A 17178-nucleotide genomic window follows, 5' to 3' on the forward strand; every position below is an offset into this window, starting at 1 on the left:
GCGATACGGTTCTGGAAGCGGCCGACCGAGGGCATTGCTCATGCGTGCGGCGGAATGCCGCCGTGGGGTCAGCGCCCCGCGCGCTCGGCGCCGCCGCGATGGGCGCGCCATGTGCCGCCGCATTTGTCGGTCGAGGAGGACCAGGCGCCCTGGCCGGAATTGCCGCGCAGATTGCCATGGGCGCGCGCCACTTGGCCGCCCTGCGAGGTGAAGCGCGTCATGATCGCGCCATCGCCCTCCACATAGCCCCAATGCGCCATGCGCCCCGCCGCGAGCGCCGCCGCTCCCGACTGCGTGCCGACGAGAAGATCGCCGCGAATCTCGATTTGGTCGGGCAGCAGCCCGGGACAGGAGCCGACCGTCGTGCGCGCCTCGAAAACCCAGCCGCCGTCATAGCGGCCGGCCTCCGGCGCGGCGCCCGTCGCCTCGCGCTGCGCGGCCTGCGCGATCCCGATCGACATCATCGAACCAACCAAGAAAATTCCCAAGCCCCGCATCACCCGGCCTCCTCGAACGCCCGCTGCAGCGTGTCGAACATATCTCCGCCAGCGTAAATAAACTCTGCTACGCCGGCCGCGCGCAACGCCGTCTCGAGCTCTCCCGGTCGCCCGGCGAGATAGACGCGCGCCCCGGCCGCCGCGAGATCGCGCGCCGCTTGCTCCGCCTTTTCCGCATAGATCGCGTCGGACGAGCAGACGCAGGCGAGTTTCGCGCCGCTCGCGCGGAACGCCGCGGCGATATCCGCGCCTTCTTCGCCGAACACCGCCTCGAGGCCGCCCGCCTCGAAGAAATTCTTGGCGAAATTCGCCCGCGCCGTGAAGGCCGCCACAGCGCCCAGATTGGCGAGGAAAACGCGCGGCCGCGCACCCTTTTCGGCGAGCGCGGCGTCGGAGCGGTCGCGCAGAGTCTCGAAGGGCTCGGCGAGACGGCGCGGCCGCAAGGGCGGCGATTTCGATGCGCCCGCAGGCGCCGGCGCCTCGAGGAGCGCGGCGTCGAAAGGCGCGAGCGCCGCGACCGGCGCTTCGCCAATGTCCGGAAAAGCGTTGCAGCCGGTGATCTTGTCGCGCGCGCGCGCGACATTCTGCGCGCGCTTGCCGGCGATCTCGGCGACGCGGCCCTGGAACGAGCCCTTCTCCAACGCCGCCGCGAGGCCGCCCTCCTCCTCGAGGCGCTGGAACTCCTCCCAGCCGCGCTCGCAGAGCGCCTCGGTCAGCGCCTCTATGCCGCCGGAGCCGCTCGCCGGATCGTCGACGGCATAGATGTGAGATTCGTCCTGCAGCACGAGCTGCGTGTCGCGGGCGAGGCGGCGGGCGAAATCATCCGGAGCGCCGACCGCCTGCGTGAACGGCAGAACAGTGATTGCGTCGGCGCCGCCGATCGCCGCGCCGAAAGACGCCAGCGTCGCGCGCAGCAGATTGGTCCAGGGATCGCGCCGCGTGACCATGCGCCAGGCGGTCTCGGCGTGGACATAGATCGGCGCGGGCGCGAGGCCGCAGGCCTCCTCGACGCGGGCGAACAGGCGTCGCAAGGCGCGGAACTTCGCAATGGTGACGAATTCGTCGGCGTCCGCGGCGAGGCGGAAGACGAGCAGCGAACGCGCCTCGTCGAGCGGCAGGCCGCCCGCCTCCAGCGCACGCAGATAGGCGAGCGCGGCGGCGAGCGCGAAGCCGAGCTCCTGCGCCTCGGTTCCGCCGGCCGCATGAACCGAGCGCGCGTCGGCGGCGACAGTCCCGAAACGATAGCCGGCCGCAGCGAGGCTCTTGGCGCGCGTCGCGAAGGACTTGCTCTCCTCCCCCCAGGGGGCGGCCGCAAAGCCGTGCAGCGCCTGCGCGCCGAGCGGATCGAGGCCGAAGGAGAGGCGCGTGATGCTCGGCTCTATATGCGCGCGGTCGACGAGGCGCAGCAGCGCGTCCACGGCCCGCGGCGCGCGCGGCGAAAATTCGACCAGCGCGGGAATTCCGTAGTCGAAGCGAATATTGGCGAAGACATGGGCGATCGCGTCCTCGCTGTCGTCGCAAAGGCCCGTCCCATAGGCGCCCTGCGCGCCGGCGAAGACGATGTGCAATCCGTCGGCGCCGCCCTCGAGATCAGCGAGAGCCAGGGCGTTGGCCGCATGCGGATCGGAAAGATCGACGCGCGCCAGAATGGACCAGCGGCCGGGCGCGGCGCGAAGCGCCCGCGGGCCCGGCGCAATGGCGCGCGGATAGAGCGGCGCGATGGCGACGCCGTCGTAAGTCTTGGATGTCAGCCGGTCGAAGGACGCGCCTTTGAGCGCGCGATCGACGATTTTACGCCAGCCCTCCTCGTTTCCCGGTGGAAAAACGCCGGCCAGCGGCGCGTCTTGCAAACTCATGAGCGAGCCTCGAACAAATGACGGGGTTGCGGGCGTCTTCTTGCATGAAGCGGGCCCTGCCGCCACCCATATCCGCAGCCTTCGTCCGCGCCGGGCTTTATTTTCACGGCGCGGCGCCTTAACGAGAACGCTGCGCCGCCCGCCCTCGGGAGGCGGCCCGACTGGCTGAATGACCCTGAACGGAGGTGGACGTGGCTGAAGATCCGCAGGAAAAGGCCAAGCTCGTCGAAGAGATCGTCGAGGTCATCGCGTCGGAGGGGATGATCGACCGCACCAAGGTCACGCCCGACGCGACGATCGAGAGCCTCGGCCTGAAATCGGTCGATATCGTCATGATCCTCACCGCGCTCGAGGAAAAGTTCAACGTCTATATCCCGATGGATGGCGCGCTGCAGGACGCCAAGAATGTCGAGGGTCTGATCGACGCCATCGCGGACTATGTGTCGAGAGAGAGAGAGAAACAATAATATGGCCGCTTCGTCCGGGGGCGTCGGCGAGCGTCGGGTGGTGATTGCGGGGATGGGGACGGTTTCGGCGGCAGGCGTCGGCGCCGCCGCCCTGTGGACCGCGGCCCGGGACGGAATCTCGCAAGTCCGGCCCCTCGTGACCGAATATCCGTACGACGGGCGCATCCGGATCGCGGCGCAGGTTCCCGATTTCGACCCCGCCAAATATCTCGAGAAGGCGCTTCTCACCTTTTGCGATCCCTTCACGCAATTCACGCTGGTGGCGGCCGACGAGGCCGTCGCCCAGGCGGGTTTTGCGCGCGAGGAGCTGTCGGGCCCCCGCGTCGGCGTCATCGTCGGCTCCGGCATCGGCGGGATGACGACGATCGACAATGGCCTGCGCCATTACTACCAGGAGCGCATAAGGCCCGATCCGTTCAGCGTGCCGCGCCTCATTCCGAGCGCCGCGCCGACGACGCTCGGCATGCGCTATTCCGCCAATGGCCCGACTTTCGCGCTCGGCAGCGCCTGCTCCTCGGCGAGCCAGGCGGTGGGGCTCGCCGCGCAGATGATCCGCTTCGGCCTCATGGATCGCGCCATTGTCGGCGGCGCCGAGGCCTGCGTCATCAATGGCACGATCCGCGCCTGGGAAGGGCTGCGCGTGATGACGCCCGACTTCTGCCGCCCTTTCTCCACGGGCCGCAATGGCATGACGCTCGGCGAAGGCGCCGCGGTCTTCGTGCTGGAGACGCTGGAATCGGCCCAAAAGCGCGGCCATGAACCGCTCTGCGAGCTCGCCGGCTATGGCACGACGAGCGACGCCAAGGATTTCGTGCGGCCCGATCTCGACGGAATGACCGGCGCGATGCAGGCGGCGCTCGCCGACGCCGGCCTCGAGGCGGGGGCGATCGACTATCTCAACGCCCATGGCACGGCGACCCACGCCAACGACATCACCGAGGCGGCCGCCATCGGCCGCGTGTTCGGCGAGCGCGCGGCGCATCTGCCGGTTTCCTCGACCAAGCCGATCCACGGCCACGCTCTGGGCGCTAGCGCCGGGCTCGAGCTGGCGCTGACGATCCGCGCGCTGCAGGAGCAGATCGCGCCGCCGACGATCAATTTCCTCGATTTCGACCCGCGCTGCCCGATCGACGCCATCCCCAATGTGGCGCGGCCGATCGAGATCCGCACGGCCATGTCGAACTCCTTCGCCTTCGGCGGCATCAACGCCGTGCTGATCGTGCGCGCGCTCGCGGGAGGGGCGTGAATGGCCGCAGAGCCCGAAAGCGCAGAGACGCGCATCGGCCCGCTGCGCGTCTGCGCCGATGAAGAGCGCGTCATCCGCTATCGCCGCGAGATCGGCTTTCCCGACACGCCGGAAAAGATCGTGCCCGTCGCTTTTCCGGCGGTATGGCTGGCCGCCGATGAGATCGCCTCCGCGATCCGCGATTTTCTCGCCGGCGAGGATCTGGTGCCGGTGCAGGAATCGCAGAGCTTCCATTATTTCGCGCCGCTGCGCGTCGGCGAGAGCTATGACTTGACCGTGTCGGTGCGCCGCGAGGCGGAGCCGCCGCGGCTTTCCGTCAACGCCAGCCTCGCGACGCTCGCGGGCGAGACCCGCCTGCACGCCGAGACGCTTTTGCGCATCTTCCCCCGCCCGACCGGCGTGGCGGGGGCTCCGTGAGCGGCGCGCGCCTGCCTGCCGTCGGCGAACGCCTGCCGGATTGGCGGATCGGCCCCTTCGATTCCGCGGCGCTGGAGGCCTACGCCGCGGCCTCCGGCGACGCCAACCGTTTGCATCTCGACGATGATCTCGCCCGCGCGATCGGCTTTCCCGCGCCGCCCGTCCATGGCATGAAGCTGCTCGCCGCCTTCGAGCCTCTGCTCTCCGCCTGGCGGCGCGATTTGTTTCTGGCCCGGCTCGCCGGCAAATTCGTGCAGCCGGTGCTGCGCGGCGAGCCGGTCACTCTGTCCGGCCGCGTGCTGCGCTCATCCCCCGAGGAGGGAGTGTTCTTGAGACTTCTGGCCTATGGCGAAGCGCGCGCGCCGGCGATCGTCGGCGAGGCGCTGATGACCCTGCCGCGAAAGTTCCGCCCGTGAAGCGCGGGGCGCGGCGCATTCTCGTCACCGGCGCGTCGAGCGGCATCGGCCGCGCGCTGGCGCTGCGCTATGCGCAGGAGGGGCGGAGCCTCGCTCTGTTCGGCCGCGACGCGGCGCGGCTGGAGGCGGTCGCCGCCCAATGCCGGGCCAAGGGCGCGCAAACCGATGTGACCATCGCCGATGTGCGCGACCGCCGCGCCATGGCGACGCGCATCGCCGAGGCGGATGCGCGCGATCCGCTCGATCTCGTCATCGCCAACGCCGGCGTCTCCACCGGCCTCTCCCCCGGCCAGATCGCCGAGGACCCGGAGGCGGTGCGCGGGACGCTGTCGATCAATGTGCTCGGCGTGTTCAACACGGTCGAGCCGGCCATAGAGGCGATGACGGCGCGCCGAAGCGGCCAGATCGCCGTCGTCGGCTCCATGGCCGGGCTGCGCGGCCTGCCCTATTCTCCCGCCTATTGCGCCAGCAAGGCGGCGGTTCACCTCTACGCCGATTCGCTGCGCGGCGCGCTCAGGCCGCATGGGGTCCATGTGAGCCTGATCGTTCCGGGCTTCGTGGCGACGCCGATGACGGACAGGCTGAAGGCGTGGCAGGCGGGAAAGGTCAGCGACGAGAAGGCGGCGGAGATCATCATGCGCGGTCTCGACAAACGCGCCGCGGTGATCGCCTTTCCGCTGTTCGTCTATTATGCGATGAAGCTGTTTGCGATGCTGCCGCCCCACGCCGTCGATTCGGTCATGCGGCGCTTCGAAGTGGCCGTGCCTCAGACCCATGAGCGGGAGGAGCCGTGATCGACAGCGTCCTGTTTTGGCTCGTCGTTCTATCGGCTGTCTTCTGGGCCTGCTCCGCCTTGCTGCTGCTGCTCTCGATATTCGCGGCGCTCGTGCATCCCTGGCTCATCGCGCGGCGCGGGACCAGCTCCGAGCAGCCGCCCGTCTCGCTCGTCCTGCCGGTGAAAATGCTCGACCAGGGCTTCGCGCGCGCGCAGGAATCGGCGCTCGCGCAGAATTATCCACAATTCGAGGCGCTCGCCTCGGCGACGGAGGTGGAGTCCCCCGCGGTTTCGGCCATGCGCGACATTTTCGCGCGCCATCCGGCGATCGAATCGCGCATCCTCCATTCCACCGCGCGTTTCGCCGCCAGTCCCAAGGTCGACAATCTGTTCGCGCCCTTCAACGCAGCGCATAACGATGTGATCTTCATGAAGGACTCCAATGTCATTCTGGAGCCTGACGATCTTTCCGAGACGATGCGGCATTTGAAGCCCGGCGTCGGCATGGTTTGCGCTATTCCCTATGCCGCGCGGCCGGAGAATTTCGCCGCCCATGTCGAGGCGGGCATTCTCAACGGCCCGCATCAGCGCATGTTGTTCGCCGCCTCCGCGCTCGGCGGCGGCTTCGGCGTCGGCAAGATCATGCTGTTTCGCCGCAGCGATTTTCTGCGCGCCGGCGGCTTCGCAGCGATCGCGCATACGGTCGGCGAGGACAACGCCACCGCCAAGGCGCTGGGCCGCATCAAGCTTCGCACCGTCTTCTCGCATCGGCTGGTGCGCCAGGAGCTCGGTGAGCGCAATCTCGTCGATATCTATAATCGGCAATTGCGCTGGAGCGTCGTGCGCCGCGACGACGAGATCCTGTCCTTCCTGGCCGAGCCCTTCTGCCAGGCGCTGCCGGCCTTCGCGGCGGCGGCGATCGCGTCCCCGCTCGTCGGCGTGACGCCCATGGCGGCCTTGACCGTCACTTTTGCTTTGTGGCTAAGCTCGGAGACGCTGCTTTCCATCGCCAAGGGGTGGAAGGTATCTTGGGCCGCGCCGGTGATTTTTCTCTCGCGCGAGGCGTTGATGTTCGCAGTGTGGCTGCACGCCTGGACGGCCACCAAGGTCGTCTGGGCCAGGACGACGATCGACACGCGCTCCAGCGGCGAGACGGCCGCCGCGACGGAGCGGCAGGTCGCGAAGGAAGAAGGATAAAACCGCTTGATCCTCGCTCTTCTGCAGTTTCTCGTCGATAGCGTCTGGCTCGCTGCGGCGCTGATCATGATTTTGATCGGCGCGGGCTTCGTCGCCATCATCGCCCGCTTCCTCTTCGATCAATTGCGCGGCGCGCGCGATCCCGAGCCCGTCGTCCTGCCCGAGGAGGAGCTGCCGCATGTGCTGCTGCAGATCCCCGTGTTCAACGAGGCCGAGGTGACAGAGCAGGCGCTGCGCTGCGTCGCGGAGCTCGATTGGCCCAAGGACCGGCTGCACATTCAATTGCTCGACGATTCGACCGACGAGACGCCCCAGCGCGCCGAGGCGGTGGCGGTCGAGCTGCGCGCCAAAGGCGTCGACATTCATCATGTGCGCCGCGCCGATCGCTCCGGCTTCAAGGCCGGCGCCTGCGCCGAGGGGCTGAAGCTCTTCGACGCGCCCTTCGTCGCCATGCTGGACGCCGATTTCCGCCCGCCGGCCGATTGGCTGCGCCGCACCGTGCCGCTGCTGGTGAAGGACGATCGCGCCGGCTTCGTGCAATCGCGCTGCGAATTCTCCAATTATCGCAAGAATTGGCTGACGCGCGCGCAAGGTCTCGTGCAGGACGGCCATTTCCTGGTCGAGCAGCGCACGCGCGCGCTCGCCGGCTGGCTGTTCCAATTCAACGGCACCGGCGGCATCTGGCGCCGCCAGACGATCGAGGCCGTCGGCGGCTGGTCCGATTACTCGCTCTGCGAAGATTTGGACCTCACCGTGCGCGCGGCGCTCGGCGGCTGGCATGGCATATTCGTTTCCGAGCCGCCCATTCCCGGCCAGGTGCCGGAGGGGCTGCGCGACTATCGCCGCCAGCAGCGCCGCTGGTCCAACGGCTTCGTGCAAGTGGCGCAGAAGACCGTGCTGCCGCTGTGGAACGCGCCCTGGTCATTGACCCGCCGCGTCGCGGCGATCGTGCTCATCGTGCATCAGATCTTCTTCCCGACGGCGGCGATCGGCCTCATCGCCCTGCTGCTCGGCGTGATCCTGCGCGGCTCGCTGACGCCCTATCTGCCGGTGCTGGAGTTCATCTTCCTCGAGACACTGGTCGTCGTGCTCGGCTTCACGCTTCTGCCCTATCTGGCGCTGAAGCGCGGCGCGCTCGGCGATTATGTGAAAACCATGGTCTCGGTGCCGCCGCTGATGATCTATCTCGCCTTCTCCAATGGCGCGAAAATCCTGCAGACGATGCGCGGCCGCAAATCCACCTTCAAGCGCACGCCCAAGACGGAAGTGACGGCGGCGACTGCGACGCCGACAATTCAAGAAGCGGAGTGAGGCGGCCCGGGGACTGTCGCAGTCCCCGGACGTGCGAAAGGCGTGCGTCGCGTGAAGGTGAAACGAATCGAAGGGCGCTGCGCCCGATTTCGCGGCGAGGCGAGACGGCGGCTCGCATTCGCGCTGATCGCGAGCTTTCCCTTCGCCTTCTCCCCCGCGAAGGCCGGGCCGCCATTCCTGACCGACGATCCCGAGCCGGTCGATTACGGCCATTATGAATTCTACGTCTTCTCGCAAGGCGCGCGCGCCGGCGGCGAGGCGAGCGGCGTCGCGCCGGCATGCGACTGCAATTTCGGCGTGCTGCCGAATGTGCAATTCCATGCGCAGCCCGGCATGGCCTTCCGGCGGCCGGGCGGCGGCGATCTGTTCTGGGGCGCCGGCGATGTCGAGCTCGGCGTCAAATATCGCTTCCTCGAGCAGGACAAGGACGGCGCTGCGCCATCCGCGGCTTTTTATCCGCTGATCGAAACGCCGACGGGAGACGCGGCGCGCGGGCTCGGCGGCGGCCGCGCCCGAATCTTCCTCCCCGTCTGGCTGCAGAAGGATTTCGGCGACTGGTCGACCTTCGGCGGCGGCGGCTATTGGATCAATCCCGGCCCCGGCGCGCGGAACTTCGGCTTTCTCGGCTGGGCGCTGACTCGCAAGATCGATGAGCGGCTGACGCTCGGCGCCGAAATATTTCACCAGACGCCCAGCGAGGTCGGGGCTGCTTCGACGACGGGCTTCAACGTCGGCGCGATCTACGATCTCTCCTCCCGCTTTCATTTGCTGGCGTCGCTCGGTCGCGCCCTGACGCGTCCGAAGGAGACCGATCAATTCTCCTGGTACCTCGGCTTTCAGGTCACCGATGGCGAAGAGGCTTCGAAAAGCGCGAGCGAAACGCCGCGCTCTTCCGCGGCCGTCGACTGGTCGGGATTTCACGCCGGACTTTCGCTCGGCGGTCTCTTTCGCCGCACGAGAGAAACGCTCGTCGTCGACTATTCCGCGACGCCGGACGCGCCGAGCGGATCGCGCGGAGCGACGCTCGGCGGCTTCACCGGCTATGACGCGCAGTTCGGCTTCGCGGTACTCGGCGTCGAGACCGATGTGGAGGCGGGAAGCGTCTCCGGCGCGACCTTCGGATCGCGCGCGGGCGAGCGGTTCCGCAATGACGCGCGCGCCTCCTTGCGCGGGCGCATCGGCCTCGCTCGCGACCGCAACCTATTCTATGCCACCGGCGGCCTCGCCGTCGCCGACATCTCGGCGACCACGATGGGCGAGCCCTTCGATCGGGCGCAGACCGGCTGGACCATCGGCGGCGGGATCGAATATGCGCTCGCCGATCACTGGAGCGGCCGCCTGGAGTATCGCCATGGCCGCCTCGGCGAGATCGCCTTCGCCTCGTCGAGCTTCGACGGCAATCTCTATCGCATCCGCCTGAAGGAGGAGACGATACGGCTCGCGCTCGCCTATCGTTTCGGGCTCGACGCGCCGGAAGCAAAAGAGGGGAATTAGCCGTTCACGCGTGGCCGGCGGCCGATGACAAACGCGCGAGATCGATGCCGATGAGGCGCAGCGCGCGCGCATATTTCGACTCGAGATCGCTGTCGAAGAGAATGGCGGGATCAGCCGGGCAGTTGAGCCAGCCATTGTGCTGGATCTCGTTCTCGAGTTGGCCGGGGTCCCAGCCGGCGTAGCCCAGCGCCAGCAGCGCCTGATTGGGCCCCTCGCCGGCGGCGATGGCGCGCAGAATGTCAATCGTCGCGGTCAAGGACACGCCGTCGTCGATCGGCAGGGTCGAATTGTCGATGAAGAAATCCGAGGAATGCAGCACGAAGCCGCGGTCGGTCTGCACCGGGCCGCCCTGCAGCACTTGAATGGTCTCGGTCTCCTTGGGCAGGCTGATGCGCTCCTGCGGCGCGATGATCTGCAGCTGCACCAGAAGATCGGGGAAATCGCGGACCTGCGAGGGCTGGTTGACGACGATGCCCATGGCGCCGTCCTCGGAATGGGCGCAGAGATAGATGACAGAGCGGGCGAATCGCTGGTCGACCATGCCGGGCATGGCGACGAGCATCTGCCCGTCGAGATAGCGCCGTCCAGAGGGTTTGGAGCCCGCGTCCCGGTCCTGTCCCGCCTCGGGGTCCCGGATGATCGGCGCGGCGGAGCGCGAGCCTGCCGACCGCGAGCCCCTCGATCGCGAGGCTGCGCGGACGGCCGAATTCTCGAGGCCTTGTTTCTTGCCGACCGGGCTCATAGGGTCATACTACGCTCGGCGCCCAGTCATAACAAGCGCCGTTCGACGACGGAAAAACCGGCGCGGGGGCGTCCCGAGGACCCATGAATATCGCAAATCCGACAGCGGCCGCGCTCGCCGTGGCTCTGCTCGTTTCCCCATCTCTGCTCGTTTCGCCGTCTCTGCTCGTTGCGTCGTCTCTGCTCGCTTGGCCGGCCGGCGCGCTGGCGCAGGACGCGGACTTCGCCTCCGCTGCCGCCCGCGGCGCCCATTCGGCGGCGCGTCTCCTCTCGGCGGGCGCGCCGAGCGGCGGCGTCTATCGGCTCGGCCTCGAAATCGCGCTCGATCCGGGGACAGTGACCTATTGGCGCAGTCCCGGCGACTCCGGCGCGCCGCCGGTTTTCGATTTCTCCGCTTCCGAGAATGTCGCCGCCGTGGAGATGCTCTATCCGGCGCCCAAACACATTGTCGAGGCCGGGATGACGGTCGCGGGCTATGACGAGAGCCTCATTTTTCCGCTGCGCGTCACGCCCAAGGAGCCGGCGAAGCCCGTCGTGCTGAAGCTCGCGCTGGACTATGCCGCCTGCGCGCAAATCTGCCTGCCGGTCAAGGCGAAGCTCTCTCTCGCTCTGCCGATGGCGGGAGCCTCGCCCTTCGCGGCGAAGCTCGCGGAGGCGGAGACGCTGGCGCCGCGCCCGATCGGCGCCGGCGAGGCGAAGCGCTTCGTCGAGGTGGCGCGCGCGGGCGTGGGCGCCTGGCGGCTGCGCTATCTCGGACCCGGCCGCGCGGCGGATGTCTTCGTCGAGGCGCCGGAGCCGTTCATCATCGACAGCGCGCCCGATGGTCAGGGCGGCTTCGAGCTGAAGCTCGGCGAAGGCAAGCAGCAGGGCGCCATTGAAGCCCGCGCGACGATCCGCACCGAGAGCGGCGGAATAGAGCTGCCGCTGACGCTGGATTAGAGCGCTTCCCAACTCGGCGTTGGAAGCGCGTCAAAACAAAAACATAGAGTCTTCGGGCACAATAAAATAGAGTCTTCGGGCACAATAAAAAGGGCGCGGCCTGGACCGCGCCCGGAGTAGAAGAAGAGCTCTGCTTCGATGAAAGTGGTATTTAGAGTCTCATTCGACAAGGGGGCGGCGCCCCGCTCATCGCGATTTCACTTTCGACTGAAACGGCGCCATGCCTTTGCGGGCGAGGGCGTCGGCGCGCTCGTTCATCTCGTCGCCGGCGTGACCGCGCACCCAATGCCACGCCACCTCATGGCGCTCCGTCGCCGCATCGAGCCGGGTCCACAGATCGATATTCTTGACCGGCTTGCGGTCGGCCGTCTTCCAGCCGCGCGCCTTCCAGCCCTTCATCCAGGAGGTGATCCCGTCGCGCATATATTGCGAATCGGTGTGCAGATCGACGACGCAGGGGCGCGTCAGCGCCTCGAGCGCCTCGATCGCCGCGGTGAGCTCCATGCGGTTGTTGGTGGTCGCCGCCTCACCGCCGCAAATCTCCTTCTCGCGCTCGCCGAAGCGCAATATCGCGCCCCAGCCTCCCGGCCCCGGATTGCCCGAGCAGGCGCCGTCGGTCCAAATGGCGACGCGCCCGCTCACGCGCGAAGGCCATAGTCGCTGGCGGCGCGGATCGTCCGGTGGAAGCGCAGGCGCGCGAGATATTCGCGCGGGTCTTTCGGCCGCACCAAGGCGCCGGGCGGCACGTCCAGCCAATCGACGAAGCGCGTCAGCAGGAAGCGCAGCGCCGCGCCGCGGGTGAGCAGCGGAAAGGCCTCGATTTCCGCCGCCGACAGCGGACGCGCGCGGGAATAGGAATCGAGCAGCGCCGCGCCCTTGGCGGCGTCATAGGTCCCGGCGGCGTCGAAGCACCAGGCGTTGAGGCAGATGGCGAGATCATAGGCCAGCGAATCGACGCAGGCGAAATAGAAGTCGATGAGGCCGGAGACGCGGTCGCCGAGAAAGAACACATTGTCCGGAAAGAGATCGGCGTGGATGACGCCCTCGGGGAGGCCGCGCGGCCAATCGCGTTCCAGCGCCTCCAGCTCCGTGGCGACGATCGCGCCCAAATCCTCGGCCACCTCGCCGGCGCGCGCGGAAAAAGGCGCGTAGAGCGGCCGCCAGCCGCCGACCGAGAGAGAGTTGCCGCGGCGCAGCGGGAAATCGGCGCCGGCGAGATGCAATTGCGCCAGCGCCTCGCCGAGCCGCGCGCAATGGGCGGGCTCCGGATGATGGATGGAATAGCCGTCGAGAAAGGTGACGATCGCCGCCGGCCGGCCCGCCAGCCGTCCGAGCGCCGCGCCGGCGCGATCGCGCACCGGCTGGGGACAGGTCAATCCCTTGGCGGCAAGATGCTCCATCAGCCCGAGGAAGAAGGGCAGGTCCGCCTCGGCGACGCGCTTCTCATAGAGGGTGAGGATGAAGCTGCCGGCGCTCGTGTGCAGGAAATAATTGGAGTTCTCGACCCCTTCGGCGATGCCCTTGCAGGACAAGAGCGCGCCGAGGTCATAGCCGGCGAGAAAGGCGATCAGCTCCTCGTCGTCGACATCCGTGTAGACGGCCATGAGTTCCGCGCGGGTTGGAGGGAGGCGGCAAAAGTCGTCCGGCGCGCGTCAGGCGTGTGCGCGCAACTCCTTGGGCAGCGGGAAGGCGACATCCTCCAGCGCGGCGGACACGGTCTCGACGGAGATTTCGTAACGCTCGGCGAAAGCCTCCATGATCTCCTCGACGAGCACCTCGGGAGCCGAGGCGCCGGCGCTGATGCCGAGCGAAGCGATGCCGGTGAACATGCGCCAATCGATCTCGCTGCGGCCCTGGACGAGCTGCGCCGGCGCGCCGGCGCGCTCCGCCACCTCGCGAAGACGCTGCGAATTGGACGAGTTGGGCGAGCCGACGACGATCACTGCATCGACCTGCGGCGCGACCTGCTTGACCGCCGCCTGGCGATTGGTGGTCGCATAGCAGATGTCCTCCTTGTGCGGACCGACGATCTGCGGGAAACGCCGCGTCAGCGCGCTGACGATCTCCTGCGAATCGTCGAGCGACAGAGTGGTCTGCGTCACATAGGCGAGATCGGCCACATCCTCGAGCCGCAGCTCCGCCACCGCCGCGACCGATTCGACGAGCACCACCGCGCCCGGCGGCAGCTGGCCCATGGTGCCGACCACCTCGGGATGGCCGGAATGGCCGACCAGCAGCACTTTTCGCCCGCGCTTGTGATGAATCTCCGCCTCGCGATGGACCTTGGTCACCAGCGGGCAAGTGGCGTCTATGGCGAGCAGATTGCGCGAGGCGGCTTGCGCCGACACGGATTTGGCGACGCCATGGGCGGAGAAGATCACCGGCGCCGCCGTGTCCGGCACTTCCTCGAGCTCCTCGACGAAGATCGCGCCCTTGGCCTTCAACGCCTCGACCACATAGCGATTATGCACGATCTCGTGGCGCACATAGACGGGCGGCCCGAATTTGGCGAGCGCCCGCTCCACCGCGTCGATCGCCCGCACGACGCCGGCGCAAAAGCCCCTCGGCGAGCAGAGCAGGATCTTCAACGGCGGCTTTGGCGACGGGCGATGCTGAATATTCATCCTCTAGCGCCTCTCTATCGAAGGGGGCGGCCGAAGCGCGCCGCGCTGTGATGTCCCGCGTGGGGATAGGTGTCAAGCCGAGGGTCCGCTCGCTCGCGGCCGTTCCGAAAATCTGCTAGACAGACAATTGACGAAGACTGGCCGCGCAACTGCCGGAGTGTCTCGCGGCCCAGAGGGGACGGAGGCGAATGTGTCGAATATCGTCGATATAATACAGTCCGCCCAAGGCGGCCAGATCATCGAAAATCTCTCTGCTCGCTTCGGTCTCGCATCGTGGCAGACGCGAGCGGCCGTCGAGGCGCTGCTGCCGGCGCTGGTCGCGGCGCTGCGCAAGGCGGCCGATGAGCCGGGGGCGTTGCGCCCGGTCATCGACGCCGCCAACGACCAGGCCCATCGCGCCGCCTTCGAAAGCGCCGATGAGGCCCATTCGCAAGCGAGCGTCGAAGGCGGCGACGCCATTGTCGCGCATCTCTTCGGCTCCGCCTCGGCCGCCGGCGAGGTCTCGCAGCTCGCCGCCCGCGAGAGCGGCCTGCGCGCCGATGTGCTGCAGCGCCTGCTGCCGATTCTCGTCTCCGTCGCGGCCGGCGGCCTCGGCTCGACGCTGGAGCGCCAGGGCGTCGGCGCCGCCATCGGCCAGCCGGCGGAACCGCCCGCGCCGGCGTCCCCGGCGCCCTCCGGCGGCGGCCTGCTCGGATGGCTGAAAAGCCTCTTCGGCGGCGCGCCGGCCCCACAGCCCGCGCCGCAGCCGGAGCCGGCCGCCGAAGCGCTGGAGGATGCGCTGGAGCAGATCCGCAAAACGCTCACGCCTCCGGCCAACGCCGAGCAGCAGGCGGACCTCGACGAATTGCTGGGACGGATTTTCGCCTCGGCGAAAAGCTGACCGCGAGACTCAGGTCAGATTATTGGCGACGGGCAGATAATAGGCGGCCGAGAGTTTGGTGCCGATAATGCGCGTCGCCGCCAGGATCACGATCGAGAGAAAGAAGCCGATCATCGCATATTCGAGGACCGTCGCTCCGCTTTCATCCACGAGAAATCGGCGCAGGCTGTTCGGCATGGGTCAAATTCCTCGAGCGGTCCGGCCCCGGATGGGCGTCGCCTCGTCGCGCCCTCGCGACAAAGACGCGACCGCGACGGTAACCGAAAGATAAGCATAATTCGTCTCGAAAGGGTTAAGTCGCCCTCCACCGTGGCGTCGAGGTCGGCGGGGCGGTCTGGCGCGGGCGGTCTTGCGCGAGACAGTCTTGCGCGGGGCGGTCTTGCAAGCGGATGCTCGTGCATGCGGGTGGTCTTGCAAGCGGGCGGCTTTTCGGCCAATTCAGCAGCCGGAACGCATATTGCTTCGGCGCCGACGCCGGAAGCGCTGTCGTTCGCGCCCGCCCTTTCGCGCCCGCCGGAAGGGATATCGACCTATATGGACCGCTGCGCCGGTCCTCACTGAAAGTTGCTGATGGCTCGCGACGTAAACGATACGACGCCGATCACGTCGCGCAATGCGCTCGTGGAGTGGTTCGAGGCTGGAATAAAGACGCCCGACGATCTCAACGTCGGCACGGAGCACGAGAAAATCCCGTTTTTCGGCGCGAGCCACGCGCCTGTCCCCTACGAGTCCCCGGCAGGCGGGATCAAGGATCTGCTCGACGGGCTGGGCGCGACGCTCGGCTGGGAGCCGATCACCGATCGCGGGGCGATCATCGGCCTCTATGACCCGCATGCCCTCGGGGCCGTGTCGCTGGAGCCCGGCGGCCAATTCGAATTGTCCGGCGCGCCGCTGCCCACCGTCCATGACACAAAGGCCGAGCTCGACGTCCATTTCGCCGCGCTGGAGCCCGTCGCCCGGCGGTTCGGCGTCTCCTTTCTCGATCTCGGCGCGAGCCCGAAATGGCGGCGCGCCGAGACGCCCGCCATGCCCAAGCAGCGCTATGGCATCATGGCCGCCTATATGCCGAAGGTCGGCTCGCTCGGCCTCGACATGATGTTCCGCACGGCGACCATTCAGGTCAATCTCGACTTCACCTCCGAGAAGGACATGGTCGACAAGCTGCGCGTCGGCCTCGCTCTGCAGCCGATCGTCACCGCGCTTTTCGCCAATTCGCCCTTCATCGACGGCGAGCCGACGGGCTTTCTGTCACAGCGCTCGCAGATCTGGCTCGACACCGACGCCGACCGCACCGGCATGCTGCCCTTCGCCTTCGAGCCGGGCATGGGCTTCGAGCGCTATGTGGATTATGCGCTGGATGTGCCGCTCTATTTCGTCAAGCGTGGCGAGGTCTATCACGACGTCGCCGGCGCGAGCTTCCGCGACCTTCTGGACGGCAAGCTCGCCGCTCTGCCCGGCGAGCGCGCGACAATGTCGGACTGGGCCAATCATCTCGGCGCGATCTTCCCGGAGGCGCGGCTGAAGCGCTATCTCGAGATGCGCGGCGCCGATGGCGGACCGCGCTCGCATATGACCGCGCTGCCGGCGCTTTTCGTCGGACTCTTCTATGATCGCGCGGCGCTGGACGGCGCTCTGGCGCTGTTCGAGGGTTGGAGCGCGGAGGAGCGCGAGACTCTGCGCGCCGATGTTCCGCGCCTCGCGCTGGAGGCGCGCATTCGCGGGCGCCGGGCGCTCGACATCGCCCGCGACATGCTGGCGCTCGCCCGCGGCGGTCTCGCCCGACGGGCGCAGCGCGACGCGCAGGGGCGCGACGAGACCATCTATCTCGCGCCGCTGGAGGAGATCGCCGAGAGCGGCCGCACGCTGGCGCAGCAGCGGCTCGAGGCCTATCACGGCCGCTGGGGCCGCTCGGTCGATCCGGCCTTTACGGATTGTCTGTTGTAATAAAGAGCGCCGCCCGCGCCGAAAACCCGCGCGGGCGGCGTTCAGCGCGCGTAGAGGCCGGGCGCTCCCGGCGCGCGCACATAGGAATGGCCGATCGGCCGCATGCCGTCCTGAGACATGCCGTACTGCGACCAGGCCGGGCCGCCGGCGCGCACATGGCCGCCGAGACGCACGCAATTGTCGGAGCCGGAGACCGGGACGAAGCCCTCGCCGAAACGAGAGCAGCGCCCGCCGGAGGGAACGGAGCCCGTCGTCTGCGCCTGCGCCGCCGGCGCGCTCATTGCGGCGCACAGGCAAAGACAAGCGAGAACACGGCGGACGTCGAGCCCGAACGGTTCGGCGGTGAAAACTGTCATTCGCAGATGAGCCTCGAA

At 67.9% G+C, this 17178-nt stretch carries 19 protein-coding genes; 11 read left to right on the forward strand and 8 right to left on the reverse strand.

Translation table 11 applies throughout. The annotated features are described in order from the left end of the window. Nucleotides 1–68: 68 nt before the first annotated feature. A complete protein-coding gene (locus tag AC6IY7_RS04545; protein ID WP_497781860.1) occupies nt 69–497 on the reverse strand; it encodes a hypothetical protein in 429 nt (142 codons plus the stop codon). Beyond that, entirely contained in the window at nt 497–2353 is a 1857-nt protein-coding gene (locus AC6IY7_RS04550; RefSeq protein ID WP_497781861.1) for a methylmalonyl-CoA mutase family protein, read from the reverse strand. The genes AC6IY7_RS04545 and AC6IY7_RS04550 overlap by 1 nt, the downstream gene beginning before the upstream one ends. A gap of 191 nt (nt 2354–2544) precedes the next feature. Here AC6IY7_RS04550 and AC6IY7_RS04555 point away from each other — a divergent pair, with 191 nt between their 5' ends. From AC6IY7_RS04555 to AC6IY7_RS04590, 8 genes are read left to right on the forward strand one after another with little or no spacing between them, the layout of a single operon-like run. Beyond that, nucleotides 2545–2820 carry an acyl carrier protein gene (locus AC6IY7_RS04555; protein WP_497781863.1) on the forward strand — a complete coding sequence of 92 codons (276 nt, stop codon included), beginning with the start codon at nt 2545–2547 and terminating at the stop codon, nt 2818–2820. A 1-nt stretch (nt 2821) separates the two neighbouring features. Next, complete coding sequence (locus AC6IY7_RS04560; RefSeq protein ID WP_497781864.1) at nt 2822–4066, forward strand: beta-ketoacyl-[acyl-carrier-protein] synthase family protein; 1245 nt, start codon at nt 2822–2824, stop codon at nt 4064–4066. Then, complete coding sequence (locus tag AC6IY7_RS04565; protein WP_497781866.1) at nt 4067–4483, forward strand: hypothetical protein; 417 nt, start codon at nt 4067–4069, stop codon at nt 4481–4483. Beyond that, nucleotides 4480–4899 (forward strand): MaoC family dehydratase, encoded by a 420-nt coding sequence (locus AC6IY7_RS04570; RefSeq protein ID WP_497781867.1) that lies wholly within the window; start codon nt 4480–4482, stop codon nt 4897–4899. Before AC6IY7_RS04565 ends, AC6IY7_RS04570 begins: the two co-directional genes overlap by 4 nt. Beyond that, complete coding sequence (locus tag AC6IY7_RS04575; protein WP_497781868.1) at nt 4896–5693, forward strand: SDR family NAD(P)-dependent oxidoreductase; 798 nt, start codon at nt 4896–4898, stop codon at nt 5691–5693. The genes AC6IY7_RS04570 and AC6IY7_RS04575 overlap by 4 nt, the downstream gene beginning before the upstream one ends. After that, the gene (locus tag AC6IY7_RS04580; RefSeq protein WP_497781870.1) at nt 5690–6871 is read left to right on the forward strand and encodes a glycosyltransferase; all 1182 of its coding nucleotides are present in this window, start codon (nt 5690–5692) and stop codon (nt 6869–6871) included. Before AC6IY7_RS04575 ends, AC6IY7_RS04580 begins: the two co-directional genes overlap by 4 nt. 6 nt (nt 6872–6877) lie before the next feature. Further along, nucleotides 6878–8182 carry a glycosyltransferase family 2 protein gene (locus AC6IY7_RS04585; protein ID WP_497781871.1) on the forward strand — a complete coding sequence of 435 codons (1305 nt, stop codon included), beginning with the start codon at nt 6878–6880 and terminating at the stop codon, nt 8180–8182. A 51-nt stretch (nt 8183–8233) separates the two neighbouring features. Continuing rightward, nucleotides 8234–9676 carry an outer membrane protein gene (locus AC6IY7_RS04590; RefSeq protein ID WP_497781872.1) on the forward strand — a complete coding sequence of 481 codons (1443 nt, stop codon included), beginning with the start codon at nt 8234–8236 and terminating at the stop codon, nt 9674–9676. A 4-nt stretch (nt 9677–9680) separates the two neighbouring features. Here the strand turns inward: AC6IY7_RS04590 and AC6IY7_RS04595 are convergent, their stop codons facing one another. After that, nucleotides 9681–10238 (reverse strand): YqgE/AlgH family protein, encoded by a 558-nt coding sequence (locus AC6IY7_RS04595; RefSeq protein WP_497782780.1) that lies wholly within the window; start codon nt 10236–10238, stop codon nt 9681–9683. Nucleotides 10239–10501: 263 nt separating this feature from the next. Here AC6IY7_RS04595 and AC6IY7_RS04600 point away from each other — a divergent pair, with 263 nt between their 5' ends. Then, entirely contained in the window at nt 10502–11356 is an 855-nt protein-coding gene (locus AC6IY7_RS04600) for a protein-disulfide reductase DsbD domain-containing protein (protein WP_497781873.1), read from the forward strand. A gap of 186 nt (nt 11357–11542) precedes the next feature. Here the strand turns inward: AC6IY7_RS04600 and rnhA are convergent, their stop codons facing one another. Genes rnhA through ispH form a run of 3 tightly spaced genes read right to left on the reverse strand, consistent with a single transcriptional unit; the run spans nt 11543 to nt 13980 of the window. Then, nucleotides 11543–11998 carry a ribonuclease HI gene (gene rnhA, locus AC6IY7_RS04605; RefSeq protein ID WP_497781875.1) on the reverse strand — a complete coding sequence of 152 codons (456 nt, stop codon included), beginning with the start codon at nt 11996–11998 and terminating at the stop codon, nt 11543–11545. Beyond that, the gene (thrB, locus tag AC6IY7_RS04610; protein ID WP_497781876.1) at nt 11995–12960 is read right to left on the reverse strand and encodes a homoserine kinase; all 966 of its coding nucleotides are present in this window, start codon (nt 12958–12960) and stop codon (nt 11995–11997) included. The genes rnhA and thrB overlap by 4 nt, the downstream gene beginning before the upstream one ends. A 48-nt stretch (nt 12961–13008) precedes the next feature. Further along, a complete protein-coding gene (ispH, locus tag AC6IY7_RS04615) occupies nt 13009–13980 on the reverse strand; it encodes a 4-hydroxy-3-methylbut-2-enyl diphosphate reductase (RefSeq protein ID WP_497781877.1) in 972 nt (323 codons plus the stop codon). Nucleotides 13981–14170: 190 nt separating this feature from the next. Between ispH and AC6IY7_RS04620 the strand changes: the two genes are divergently transcribed. Continuing rightward, a complete protein-coding gene (locus AC6IY7_RS04620) occupies nt 14171–14860 on the forward strand; it encodes a DUF937 domain-containing protein (RefSeq protein WP_497781879.1) in 690 nt (229 codons plus the stop codon). A 9-nt stretch (nt 14861–14869) separates the two neighbouring features. Here AC6IY7_RS04620 and AC6IY7_RS04625 read toward each other — a convergent pair whose 3' ends face one another. After that, nucleotides 14870–15037, reverse strand: coding sequence for a Flp family type IVb pilin (locus tag AC6IY7_RS04625; RefSeq protein ID WP_497781880.1), 168 nt, complete (start codon nt 15035–15037; stop codon nt 14870–14872). Between the two features lie 393 nt (nt 15038–15430). Here AC6IY7_RS04625 and AC6IY7_RS04630 point away from each other — a divergent pair, with 393 nt between their 5' ends. Continuing rightward, nucleotides 15431–16804, forward strand: coding sequence for a glutamate--cysteine ligase (locus tag AC6IY7_RS04630; RefSeq protein ID WP_497781881.1), 1374 nt, complete (start codon nt 15431–15433; stop codon nt 16802–16804). Between the two features lie 41 nt (nt 16805–16845). On the opposite strand, the gene AC6IY7_RS04635 is transcribed toward AC6IY7_RS04630, so the two are convergent. Then, entirely contained in the window at nt 16846–17160 is a 315-nt protein-coding gene (locus AC6IY7_RS04635) for a hypothetical protein (protein ID WP_497781882.1), read from the reverse strand. Between the last annotated feature and the right edge of the window lie 18 nt (nt 17161–17178).

The sequence above is a fragment of the Methylosinus sp. is20ea genome, from assembly GCF_059718135.1.